Source organism: Bifidobacterium sp. ESL0704, from assembly GCF_029392075.1.
Classification (GTDB): Bacteria; Actinomycetota; Actinomycetes; order Actinomycetales; family Bifidobacteriaceae; genus Bifidobacterium.
In genome coordinates, this window is the sequence record NZ_CP113929.1 from 400,284 (window position 1) to 411,604 (window position 11,321).

General features: G+C 54.8%; 11 protein-coding genes. 4 read left to right on the forward strand and 7 right to left on the reverse strand.

All coding sequences use genetic code 11. The features are described 5' to 3' along the window. Positions 1–11 precede the first annotated feature (11 nt). Both OZX64_RS01335 and OZX64_RS01340 read left to right on the forward strand, forming a co-directional pair. A complete protein-coding gene (locus OZX64_RS01335; RefSeq protein ID WP_277174921.1) occupies positions 12–1,670 on the forward strand; it encodes a MurT ligase domain-containing protein in 1,659 nt (552 codons plus the stop codon). Between the two features lie 5 nt (positions 1,671–1,675). Beyond that, positions 1,676–2,464 carry a glutamine amidotransferase gene (locus tag OZX64_RS01340; protein ID WP_277173277.1) on the forward strand — a complete coding sequence of 263 codons (789 nt, stop codon included), beginning with the start codon at positions 1,676–1,678 and terminating at the stop codon, positions 2,462–2,464. A gap of 34 nt (positions 2,465–2,498) precedes the next feature. Here the strand turns inward: OZX64_RS01340 and OZX64_RS01345 are convergent, their stop codons facing one another. The 6 genes from OZX64_RS01345 to OZX64_RS01370 all read right to left on the reverse strand — a co-directional run bounded on the left by OZX64_RS01345 (position 2,499) and on the right by OZX64_RS01370 (position 5,991). Beyond that, the gene (locus OZX64_RS01345; RefSeq protein ID WP_277173279.1) at positions 2,499–3,041 is read right to left on the reverse strand and encodes a hypothetical protein; all 543 of its coding nucleotides are present in this window, start codon (positions 3,039–3,041) and stop codon (positions 2,499–2,501) included. A gap of 49 nt (positions 3,042–3,090) precedes the next feature. Then, positions 3,091–3,498 (reverse strand): hypothetical protein, encoded by a 408-nt coding sequence (locus OZX64_RS01350; protein WP_277173281.1) that lies wholly within the window; start codon positions 3,496–3,498, stop codon positions 3,091–3,093. 215 nt (positions 3,499–3,713) lie between these two features. Beyond that, complete coding sequence (locus tag OZX64_RS01355) at positions 3,714–4,856, reverse strand: hypothetical protein (protein WP_277173283.1); 1,143 nt, start codon at positions 4,854–4,856, stop codon at positions 3,714–3,716. Positions 4,857–4,882: 26 nt separating this feature from the next. Next, entirely contained in the window at positions 4,883–5,182 is a 300-nt protein-coding gene (locus tag OZX64_RS01360) for a hypothetical protein (RefSeq protein WP_277173285.1), read from the reverse strand. A 21-nt stretch (positions 5,183–5,203) separates the two neighbouring features. Next, on the reverse strand, positions 5,204–5,503 hold the full coding sequence (locus OZX64_RS01365) for a hypothetical protein (RefSeq protein WP_277173287.1): 300 nt from the start codon (positions 5,501–5,503) through the stop codon (positions 5,204–5,206). Beyond that, positions 5,503–5,991, reverse strand: a complete 489-nt coding sequence (locus OZX64_RS01370; RefSeq protein ID WP_277173288.1) for a hypothetical protein — start codon at positions 5,989–5,991, stop codon at positions 5,503–5,505. The genes OZX64_RS01365 and OZX64_RS01370 overlap by 1 nt, the downstream gene beginning before the upstream one ends. A 309-nt stretch (positions 5,992–6,300) precedes the next feature. Between OZX64_RS01370 and OZX64_RS01375 the strand changes: the two genes are divergently transcribed. After that, entirely contained in the window at positions 6,301–6,570 is a 270-nt protein-coding gene (locus tag OZX64_RS01375) for a phasin family protein (RefSeq protein ID WP_277156405.1), read from the forward strand. A gap of 35 nt (positions 6,571–6,605) precedes the next feature. Beyond that, positions 6,606–8,594: an AarF/UbiB family protein gene (locus tag OZX64_RS01380; protein ID WP_277173290.1), complete on the forward strand. Its 1,989-nt coding sequence runs from the start codon at positions 6,606–6,608 to the stop codon at positions 8,592–8,594. Between the two features lie 181 nt (positions 8,595–8,775). Here OZX64_RS01380 and OZX64_RS01385 read toward each other — a convergent pair whose 3' ends face one another. Continuing rightward, a complete protein-coding gene (locus OZX64_RS01385; RefSeq protein WP_277173292.1) occupies positions 8,776–11,277 on the reverse strand; it encodes an Ig-like domain-containing protein in 2,502 nt (833 codons plus the stop codon). Positions 11,278–11,321 lie beyond the last annotated feature (44 nt).

Consider the following 11,321-nt stretch of genomic DNA (forward strand, 5'->3'; position numbering starts at 1 on the left):
AACACGACGACATGCAGAACAAAACCTCAACGCCGCGCAAGCCGTTCAACGCGTTCGCCACACCCACTATCGGCAAGGCTGTTCGTGGGCTTTCGCGCCTGCTCCACCACGGCGGCAGTGCGCTACCTGGAGAGGTGATCGAGAAAATCGACCCGACTTTTTTGGCGCGCACGCTAGGTCAGTTACCTTACGGCGTCGTTCTGGTTTCGGGAACCAATGGCAAGACCACGACCACCCGCATGATCGCCTCGATCTTGAAGGACCTCAATCTCAAGGTGTTCACCAACCCCACCGGCTCCAACTTCACCCGTGGCGTCGTTTCGGCGCTCTTGACCGAAGTTTCGGCTGGGGGCAAGCTGGATGCCGACATCGCAGTGTTGGAGCTCGATGAAGCGTATGCGGTGCATTTCGTGCACCAAGTCAAGCCGCGGTATTCCTTGCTTCTGAATGTCATGCGCGATCAGCTCGACCGCTTCGGCGAGATCGACAATACGGCGCGGTTGCTGAGCCACGTCGCTGCCAACACGACCGGAACCGTGGTCTTGAACCGTGAGGACCGACGGATCGCGGCGCTCGCCCACGTGGTGCCACAGGGCACGCAGGTCCGTTATTTCGGGCTTTCCGACGAGCTGCGCAAACTGTTCCCCTCCGACGATGACATGCATGCCGGGGATTTGTCCGCGGCGCAGAAAGCCGCGGCGAATGTGCAGGGTGTCAACACGGCCTTGGCCAGTGCCGTCGCCACTGCTGGCACAAGTACCAGCGCACATGTCGAAAATGACGTAGTCGAGGAATCTTCCGGTCGTGGGGCTGATTGTGCAAGTCAAGACGGGGCGTCCGCAGTAAGGACGGCAGTGGCTTCTGACGAGCCAGCCGGTCAGCGGGACGATGGCTCAACCTCACACGATATCTTCGATTCGTCAGGTAACCGGATTATCCCCAAGCTCGACGCGCGGGAGACGGTTTCCGCTTCCTCGGCTTTGGCGGATTCGTTGGCTTCCCAGCGTCTCGCGGATGTGGTGCTCAGCCGTGTGGGCGACCACGAGGCGGAATTCGTGATGGACGACGCCGAGTTCGAGACCACGGTCCAGCTCGAGGGCGTCTACAACCTCTTCAACGCGGCTGCGGCGCTCGCGGTGGTGCGCGCGGTCACCGAGCAGATCAAGAACGCGGACACCACCTTGCCCAGGGCGCGCGACGAACGCCTGATGCGCGCCCTTTCACGCGTCACTCCGGCCTTTGGCCGCGGAGAGGTCATCAAGGTCGATGGAGCACCGGTCGAGCTGCTGCTGGTCAAGAACCCGATGGGCTTCAGGATGTCGCTTTCCAGTTTTGCCCCCGAGGGCCACGACACGATGATCGTCATCAATGACGAATATGCCGACGGCCGCGATATGAGTTGGCTCTGGGATGTCGATTTCACCTCGTTGCGCGACACCGGCGTGAAGATGGTTTCGGGCGTGCGCGCGTGGGATATGGCGTTGCGGCTGGAATATGAAGGTGTCACGGTCGGGCAGACCGATACGAACGTCGAGGAGGCGGTTCGTGCGTTCGTCACGGCCGATCCCGGCACGCCGAAACATATCTATTGCACGTATACCGCGATGCTCAAGGTGCGCTCGGAGCTCGGCAAATACGCCGAAGTCGCCGACGCCGGGGTGGGGAAGTGAGAGCGATGACCGAAACACAGAACGAAAATTCGCAAGAGCCGCAGGCTGCCCGTCCGATCGACGTGATGTCCATCTATCCCAAGGATATGAATATCTACGGCGACTGGGGCAATGTGCTCACCATCAAGCGCCGGCTTGCGCTGTATGGCTACGAGCCGGTCATCCACGCCTATAACCAAGGTGACCCGTGGCCGGAGCATGTCGACATGATCCTCGGCGGCGGCGGGCAGGACAGCGGGCAGGAAAAGATTTCCGATGACTTCTTCAAACGGGCGGACACCTTGCGTGCCTTGGTGCAAAATGACGTGCCGATGCTGATGATCTGCGGCATGTATCAGCTGTTCGGTGAGTATTTCGAGACCATCGACGGCACCAGACTCGATGGCATCGGCATCTTCGGGGTCTATACCGAAGGCCGCGAGAAGCGTATGATCGGCAATCTGCTGGAGCATTCCGACCGGTTCGGCGATGTCATCGGCTACGAGAACCATTCCGGCCAGACGTTCCTGCGTGACGGCGTGACACCGTTCGGCCATGTCGACCACGAGGGTTGCGGCAACAATGGTGAGGATCATAGTGAAGGCGCCCGTGTCCATAACGTCATCGGCACCTATATGCACGGCCCGTTGTTGCCCAAGAACCCCAAGGTTTCCGACTTCCTCATCCGCGCCGCCGCGACACATCGCTACGGCCAATTCCAGCCGCAGCAGACGCAGGAGCAGCAAGCCGAACTCGCTCATATCGACGCCCTGGCTGCCAGCGCCCGTCGCGTTGCCGCAACGCGCCCGCGATAGCAAAGAATCGCACAGCCGCAGCGACGAGGCGGTATCAGGGTTCGAGAATCGTGATGGATTCGGCGATGTCCATGAATTGGTCGGAACGGACGAAGGCGTTGTCGTAGGTACAGGTCATGTAGAGGATTGCGGTGTGGTTTTCGATGGGAAAGACGAATAGGTTGGCGAACCAGTTCTTGTCGGGAGTGGTGTAGGTGAATTGAAGCAGCGCCAGGGTGCTGCCGTCATGTGGGTTGGGCCGTGTGGCCATGGCGACATTGTCGAAGGAAGGGAGGCTGCGCGAGAGGGTATCGGCGTAGCGGTTGAGCAGTTCCTCCAGTTTTTCCTCGTCCCAAGATTGTGGCGAGATTCCGCCCACGATGCTGGTATCCGGATCATCTTGATAGTCGAACAGTCGTTTGGCCTTGCCTGGACTGAGCACATCTGTTTTACTTGAAGGATTTTCCTGCCCTGTCGTAGATTCATCTGGTTGATTGTCTGATGGCTGTGGTTGGTTTTCCTTCGATTCGTGTCTCACGAATCCTTCGGGCAGGCTTATGGTGACGTGTCCGTTGAAGATTGTGGCATTGGTACTCATCTGGTTCGTCTTTCTTCAGATAGTTTGCGAGTTAACGGTGGGCAAGGTTTTAGTCTCCGAATTGGTCGATGGTGTAGTTGCTGCCTTGGCTCCATTGGTATTGGTAGACGGTTTGCCCGGTGTGGCAGTTGTGGAAGGTGATGGTCATGTCCCAGTCGCCTTTGCCGCCTTTGAGGTAGTAGTTGGTCGCATAGTCCTGGGGGAGGTCGAGGGTCATGCCGGCTTCGCCCATGGGCGGGACGTGTTTGTCGAGCCAGAGGTCCATGGTGCGTCCGTCTTTGCCGATCTGGTAGCGGTAGTCCTCGCCCTTGCCCAGGAAGTCCTTCTCCGATGCCTTGATGTCATCATCGTTCTCTTTGATGAGCTTATGCAATTGCTTTTTGGTGACCACGATGGTAATGTCGCCGTTTTTGTGAGCATAGACGTCTGTGTAATATTCCGGGACGATATCTTTCATTCCTTGAACGTAGTCTTGGGCCGTAGGCTCGTCTTTGCTGAAAAAGTGTTTGATGAAGTTTGCCGGGTAGGTGATTTCCTGTGTCGCCGGTTTGGGTACAGGCTTGGAGGATTGCTGATCGGCTCTGCATCCTGTTAACGTAAGGAAAGACGAGAGCACTACCAATATGACGAGGACGGCGCGTGACCGTAATTCAATGTGCTGTGTTTGCATGGTCATGCCGCTTCTGTGAGCAATAATCTCAGGAGTTCAACTTCGCTCGGTACCGCTATCCCCGCATCCATCCCATCGCTGAGCACTATGGCCACCACTGTCATGCCGACGGTGGTGATGATGAGTGTCTTTTTCCAGACCGGTAATTGTCTCCAGGCGTGGCGTATGACAGCGAATGGAGGTTTCACCGGTTTGACCGGATGATAGTTAAGTGGATGCCAGTCTGTTTTGTCGTGGATGTCAAGTCCGACATGGGTTGATGCGGTACCTTTATCGGTTTCAGTCCCGGTCTCGTAGTTGACATCAATTTTCTTTTGAACCGTGTCTTTTGTCACCAGGATTTTGTCGTTTTTGTCGCCGTTCTTTTTGGCCCAGCTGTATTCGGTTTCAGTTCCATGGATTTCGGCTTTGTATTCCCATCCGTCCTTTTCCAGCTTGATGGAAGCCATGCGTTCGAGCTCGACAGCGTTGCCTTTGATGGTCGAAGTCAGGTCAAGGCTGATTGGTCCTTTCCCTCCTCCTTCAATACTGTTGCCGACTTCGATATTGAGGTTTTTGCCGACGGGTATCAGCAGTTTCTGGCCGACGGCCAAGCTGGGGGCGATTTTGGAGTATACCCGAACAAGCCCGCCGAACCATCGGGCGATTTCCTCCGGTTTCTTTGATTTCAAATCGTTTAAGGTGAGCCCTTTTTCAACGAGTTTCTTGAACATTGCCGATTCGTTGGTGTAATCGCTGATGTCGCCTTTGAGTGTGGAGTTGATGTACGGAGTGTTGAATTCGCCGGTCGTAGGATTGATAGTGTCGGTGAGGTTTCTCACCTGTTGGGTCAGATCCTCCAACGAGGCAACCATTGCGGCAAGACGCGAGGCGTGCTGGGTGTTGATTTCATCGACATTGGTCCAGATCTGGTTGATTTTCTGAGCCGACATGTTGTTCAGGTCGATTACTTTTCGGTAATACGTATTTTCGCTCTCGAGGGTGGTGCCCATGTCGAAGCCATTGAGGTAGTGTTCCAAGCCATACCATTGGTCGGCAACCCAGTCCCCGAACTGTCCTCCGGGGTAGTCATCTTGCCCCGCAACCTCGTTGGCTATTCCCAGCAGCCTTTGTTTGGTAGCATCCCTGAAATCTCGTTTTGTCATGGTTTTCGTTACCTTGCTCTAGAAATTCATTTGTTTTGTTGAGGTGTCGGAACGGGTGAGCGGTCCAGTGAGTTCTCAATGGATTTGGCGTTATCCTCGTCCGCTTTCTCGTAGTCGTTAAGTGCTTGTTGGAAAAATGTAATCGCTTCCCCTACAAGGTTGTCGAAGACGCCTTGCAACATTTGAAAATCGCGGTCTATCAGTGCGATGGCCTCGATGCTGCTGCCGTCGCCCACCTGATCCGTATCGTCGCTACGTTCGACGTTGATTGTCTGAAGTGTTTTGATTTGTTTGCTGAGCACATCGGTGTGAATGGTGATTTCCATGGTTCCCCAAACTGTATATGTTTAACGGTCGTAAAGTTTGTCGTCGGCTTGATCGACCGAAGCGATAAGGCTTTTGCATATATCGTCCGCCTCAGTGCCAAGGGCTTTAAACTGACCCTTCAACCCTGCTGCTACTGATCTATAAGCGACGGTGGCTTCATGCAACGAACCGCTTACGACGCCTGTCTGCGCAATGTCATCGAGGGTTTTCAGAAACGTATCAAATTGTTCTTCCAGTTCCTCGCCTCTGTCTGAAAAAGCCTTGCCTCTGCCCAGTACATAATCATCGTCGATAACCAGATCGCCTTCTATCTGTGCCATCACCATTCTCCTCTCGCGCGCATTGCTGCTTTTTTGGCCTCTTGTTGGGCTTCCCACTGCTCTTCTGCCACGACTCGTTGCAGATGGTTGACCTGATCGGCCCGATAGTCTTTGGCGCTGGCGATGCTTCGTTGAAGATCGCCGATTTCCTCTTCTGCTTTTTGAATGCCTCGATTCACGCTCTGTATGCCTTCGGAATATGCTCCTGCCACATTGTTGGGAGCATTGCCGAACAAGATATCGCCCATGACATTGCTGTAGCCGACCGCGCAATGGCAGTTGGCGCAATCCTGCCAGATTTTGTTGAAGCTGCTTTGACGTCGCCCCTGTTCGTCCAGAAAGCTGTTTTGCTTTTGGCAGACGTAAGAGAGCAGTTCGCGAAGACGGTTGAGGTTCTGCTTGGTGACGTTGAGTTGATCCGACAAGTCGGAGATATGTCGATCCGTGCGTGCGATATCGGCACGCAGATTGTCCGAATACGGCATCATAGCCTCCCGGGATAACCATCGGTATTGATGATATTGGTATTTTATAGAACGCTATGGCCAGTATTGCCGTATTTGTTTTTAGTGATATTGGATCAATATCATGGAATCATGGATATGGCATCGATCTGAAAGGCTGTGCTTGCGCGTTTGAGATATTCCGCCGAAGCTACCGGGCCGCCGATATTGAACGTCCCGTCTTCGTAACGTCATGCGTTGGTATAAAGGATGGTCTTATTTCCACTGCTGGGATATTCTTTGCAAATAGGCTAGATTAGTAGTACGGGTGTCACTACTAGTGAAAGAGGAATCATGGCTGATTACAAACTGGGTGATGGGCTGCGTACCATAGTTCTTGCAGGCATCGGGGCAATGGCGACCACCGCTGAAAAGGGGCAGGAAATCGTCGACGCGCTGGTCAAGAAGGGCGAACTGACGGTCGAGCAGGGCAAAGCTCTGAACACCGAGCTCAAGCACAAGGCGCAGGAAGTCAAAGACGATATGAAGGCCGAGAACGCCGAGGATAAGGGCAGCACTTCGGCTGCCGACAAGTCCGCTGAAAGCGACGAAAAAGCCGAGTAAAGCTCTATAGCTGTTGACTTTGATTTCAGGTGACGATGGACAACAAGGTTTCCAATGCCGCGCTGAAGGGCGACTATGCCCAAAACGGCCCCGAAGAGGCGACCGATACCGGTAGCCTCGACGCAGCCGAAGATGTTGCCGGAACGGAAGAATCTCAGCTCAGCAGGTCTAAGCCCAAAGAGACTCAACTGGAAAGGTCTAAGCCCAAGGAAAGCCAACCGGAAAGGTCTGAATCGAAAGAGTTCCGGCAGAAGGGATCGAAGCTCAAAGATTCTCGGTCTGAAGAGTCCCATCCGCAAGAGTACAATCCTGAAGAATCCTCTCAAAAAGTGTCTGTGCCGCAGACCAGTTCAACCAGCGACGATGCAGTCAGCCTTTTCGGGCGCCGTGAGTCGTTTACGCAACGCTATCACCTGACCCGTCGCGGCAAGGCCAAACGTCTCGGCCAGATCGTCAAGATCATGGGGCAGTTCGACATCGCCAAGGGACTGACGCCTCGCAAGTTGCGGCTGATGCTGGAAGCGCTCGGTCCCACCTTCGTCAAGGTCGGTCAGATGCTTTCGATGCGTTCGGAGATTCTGCCGCAGCAATATTGCGATGAGTTGGCGAAGCTGCGCGCCGATGCCGATCCGATGCCCTATCAGACCGTCGTGGAGACGCTGGAGCGGGAATATGGGTGCCCGGTGGACGAAATCTTCGCGGATATCGATCCCAAGCCGCTGGGTTCCGCCTCTCTGGCCCAGGTTCACCGCGCCACCTTGGTCACCGGCGAAGATGTCGCGGTGAAGGTGCAGCGGCCGGGCGTGCGACAGACGATGGCGCAGGACGTCTCCATCATGCGTTCGGTGGCCAAGGCAGCCACGAAATTCATGGGCTCCACTGTGCAGGTGATCGACCTTTCAGGCGTGGTCGAGGAACTTTGGGACACCTTCGAGGATGAAACGGACTTCTTGATAGAAGCCCGGCATCTGGCCGAATTCAAGCGTTTTTGCAAACCATACCGCTATATGGATTGCCCGAAGCCGTATATGGACCTGTGCACCCAGCACGTTGTGGTGATGGATTATATTGACGGCATTTCACTCAACCATACCGGCAGGCTTATCGAGGAAGGCTACGATCTTAAGGAAATCGGGACCAAGCTGGTCGACAATTATGCGGCGCAGATTCTCGACAACGGTTTCTTCCATGCCGATCCGCACCCGGGCAACGTCATCATTTCCGGCGGCAAGATCGTGCTGATTGATTTGGGTATGGTCGGTCGTCTCGACCGCAAGACCCGCCGGTTGCTGCGGCAGATGATATTCGCCGTGGGCAAGCAGGATTCGCCGGCGCTCGCCGATGGCCTGCTGCGGTTCGCGGACGCCGAGCCCGATTCCGAAGACTATCCACAGCTTCTCCGTGACCTCGATGTGATTGTGGAGGAATACGGGAAAGTCGACCTTGCTGACCTCAATATCGCGCAGTTTGCGATGGCGCTGACCAATCTTGCGCAGCGCCACGGCATCGAGGTTCCTTCGACCGTCACCACGATGAGCCGTGCGCTGGTCACGCTCGAAGGACTGCTTGACGAATTCATTCCCGACGTCAACATGATTCAGATCATCACCGACCATGCCACTACCAGCAAACGTCTGGACGAGGTCGCCGCCGGCGAGATCAAGTCGCTTGGCATCGAAGGCAACAAGGCGCTGCACGGCTCGCTCGATGCGCTTGCGGAAAGCAAGGTCGCCATGCGTATGCTCACCCGTGGCCAGTTGCGGATGAATATGGAGGTCATCGGCAGCGAGGAGCCGCTGAAGCAGATTTCCGACATGGTCAACAGGCTTACGATGGCGCTGATCGTGGTTGGTCTGTTCGTCGGTTCGTCCATCGTCTATTACGCCGGTATGAAACCCATCGTTTTCGGCATCCCCGTGGTCGGCTTCATGGGTTATGTCGTCGCGTTCATCCTTGGTGCCTGGATCGTTTTCGACATCTATTTCAAAGGCCGCAAAGCGAAGAAAGCCGCCAAAGGCAAATAATTCAATGGGGATAATGAGTTCGCCAATCAGAGTCTCTATGTCATTACAGATTCTTTGGCATTCTTGTGTTTTTGTGTAAGAGCCAGGAAAGCGTAGTTATTGAACAGTAATGCCCGGGCAACGGAAGTGTTTTCGTTGCCCGGGCATTACTTGGCATGAACGGTTTTTATTGCTTACGGTTTCATGCATGCTTTCTGGCGAAGGTAATCGCCGTGCCGAGAACAAACAGGGTTAGGGTCAACAATTCTAGGGAAAGGACTGTTGAACCGGTTGCGCTGAGTTGCTTGTGGCCATCGGTGTTTTGCTGCTTCTGTGATCTATGCGGTTTGTTCGATAGTCCAGGCTGTCCAGGCAAGTTGGGCTGATTGGGTCGAACAGGCTGGTTCGGCCGGTTCGGCTGGTTGGGATTCGTCCCTGAACTCACGGGTACCAGATTCTTCACCGCTGTCTGCAAACCATTCAAAGCAGCGGTTGCTTCCTCTTCAGTCGAATTGTTGTTCGAAAGAACCTGCTTTGCCTTTGTAAGGGCTTCGCTTACAGCGGCCCAAGAGTCAGGTGTGTAGGAGCTTTGCTTGAGTTTCTCCGCATTCGCTACGGCAGATTCCAGCACGTCTTTTTGCGTATTGGAAACCGTAATCTCCAATTGGGCAAGTACCTCATCTTCGCCTTGAACAGCTATCGACGTATTCGGGTTGTTGTTCGCCTTTGCCGTAATGGTTGCCTTTCCGGCTTTGAGAGCAGTGGCTTTGCCGTTTGCGTCTATGGACACTACCGAGTTATCTGAAGAAGACCATGTCACGGATTTATCTGTGGCATCTTCAGGCGTAACCGTAGCGGTCAATTGCATAGCGCCGCCGCGTTTCATGGCTAATTTGCCATCGACGGCTCCCGGTGCAGAGATCGTGATGCCGGTGGCAGATACAACTGTAGGGGTTTGTGCCTTGCCGAGGTTTTCAGATTTGTAGGCCTCCGCATGGCCTGCGGCATCCTGAGCGTAGTAGTGGACATAGGTATCGGCGTTCGATGCGAGTTGAACATGGATCTTGTCGTTATCCGTATACGTGCCCCACATCGTGTTCTCGTTGCTCTTCGGGTTCGAGGACGGACCGGTGGAGTAAAGGACACGGGTGACGCCGGATCCCTTGTCTCCATCCGAGGACTGAAGAGCGATTGTCATGTCTTTGCCATTGTTCGCCAAGGTCTTCTTGGTTATGGTCGTCGTGGGCGCTTGCGTGTCGATTTTGATGCTCTGCTTTTGCGTTTGCGTCTTGTTGTTGGCGTCGGTGGCTCTGCCTTCGACGGTGACTGATCCCTGCAAATCGATGGCGGTTGCACCATGGTAGGTTTGCCAGGCACCATTGTCGATTCGATAATCAAGGGCCGTGATCGGGACGTTGGAAACACCTCTTTGGGCGGTGAGGGTAAACATTGGCTTTGAGGTATACCATCCGGTCGCGCCGAGAGCGTCTTGGTCGAAGTCCAGGGAAACTACAGGAGGGGCATCTGTCGGCGAGGGCTCGACGACGATAAATGTGGCAGAGGATTGAATGCTCGTGCCCGCAACGGTGCCGTCGACCGTTCCCATGTCATCGACTGCGTCATAATCGGCGGCAGTGAGAGCTGATGTGTCCCAGGTCACTGCGACGCCGGACTGTTTGGAGCCATCCGCATATTGTACATATACGGTATTCGGGAAGACCGGCGCGATGCCCGCAGTGGTGAGCGTGGAGACATATTCCACATCGGTTATCGTTGTGTCAAGCGTTGCGAACGTCGACAATGATGCCTCAACTGCCGTGGCCGGTATGGTTTTGCCTCCATATGTGCCGGCCGTGGTCGTACCGTGTACCGTCTTCGTGGTGCCGGCCGTGCCATAGTCTTCTGCGGGAATGGAATTCCACGTTACCGGAAGTTTAACGGTCGGCCCGTTCTCCGGTGTCGCCCATATGTGTGTGGGCAATTGGGAGGTGGGGTTTACGCCAATGGTTGTGCGCAGGTAGATTTCCTGTGTCCAAAGGAACTCGTCAGGTGCGCCCGGGTCGACTGGTTCCTCTTGGCTGGTTCCGAACACCTGCCATTCTCCGAGTGTTATGCCTCTGTTGTCATTCGCTCGTTTCATGACCGTCAGGCGTAGCGCCTTGGTGGTTACTTCATCGAACGTGTACGTAAAGGGTCCGTAATTGCTTTTGGTCGGTGTCTCGGGGAAGTCCTGATCGGTGACCAAATTACTGATTTCCTCGAAGTCTCCGGTTGACGAGTTGAGATACTCGATTTTGACGTTCGAGGGGAGCAGCACGCCGCCGTCTCCTCCGACGACATTGTTGTAATACCAAATCTTCGAAGAGGAGATGGTAACGGGGCGCTTCCATGTGTATGTCGCGTTTTCACTGGGACTTACGTTGCCCCATGTGCCCCATCCCTTATAGTCGCTGGCATCGGGAGAGCCGTCGTTGAGTGCATTCGGGCCTCCCTGCCAACCGGTTGAATAGCTGGCGACGACATCCGGCGCATTGCCATTGCCGGATGCTGCGTTTGCGGCGACGTTTTCGTCTGCTTGCGGCCTGGGCCCGGCGTTCGCTGTCTGAGCGATGGCAGTGCCGGTGAGCAATGTCGCTACTGCTACGGAAATAGCCATAATGCGGGCCAGCCACGGCTTCGTGTTGTGTCTGGTAATCATATACATAGATAAAATCCTTTATATTTTTTCTGTGAATGCTTGTTGTCTGG

What these genes read in the sequence shown, in the direction of transcription:
- OZX64_RS01335 (WP_277174921.1), top strand. Translation starts at nt 12, where the DNA reads ATGCAGAACAAAACCTCAACGCCGCGCAAGCCGTTCAACGCGTTCGCC.
- OZX64_RS01340 (WP_277173277.1), top strand. Translation starts at nt 1,676, where the DNA reads ATGACCGAAACACAGAACGAAAATTCGCAAGAGCCGCAGGCTGCCCGT.
- OZX64_RS01345 (WP_277173279.1), bottom strand. Translation starts at nt 3,041, where the DNA reads ATGAGTACCAATGCCACAATCTTCAACGGACACGTCACCATAAGCCTG.
- OZX64_RS01350 (WP_277173281.1), bottom strand. Translation starts at nt 3,498, where the DNA reads ATGAAAGATATCGTCCCGGAATATTACACAGACGTCTATGCTCACAAA.
- OZX64_RS01355 (WP_277173283.1), bottom strand. Translation starts at nt 4,856, where the DNA reads ATGACAAAACGAGATTTCAGGGATGCTACCAAACAAAGGCTGCTGGGA.
- OZX64_RS01360 (WP_277173285.1), bottom strand. Translation starts at nt 5,182, where the DNA reads ATGGAAATCACCATTCACACCGATGTGCTCAGCAAACAAATCAAAACA.
- OZX64_RS01365 (WP_277173287.1), bottom strand. Translation starts at nt 5,503, where the DNA reads ATGGCACAGATAGAAGGCGATCTGGTTATCGACGATGATTATGTACTG.
- OZX64_RS01370 (WP_277173288.1), bottom strand. Translation starts at nt 5,991, where the DNA reads ATGATGCCGTATTCGGACAATCTGCGTGCCGATATCGCACGCACGGAT.
- OZX64_RS01375 (WP_277156405.1), top strand. Translation starts at nt 6,301, where the DNA reads ATGGCTGATTACAAACTGGGTGATGGGCTGCGTACCATAGTTCTTGCA.
- OZX64_RS01380 (WP_277173290.1), top strand. Translation starts at nt 6,606, where the DNA reads ATGGACAACAAGGTTTCCAATGCCGCGCTGAAGGGCGACTATGCCCAA.
- OZX64_RS01385 (WP_277173292.1), bottom strand. Translation starts at nt 11,277, where the DNA reads ATGTATATGATTACCAGACACAACACGAAGCCGTGGCTGGCCCGCATT.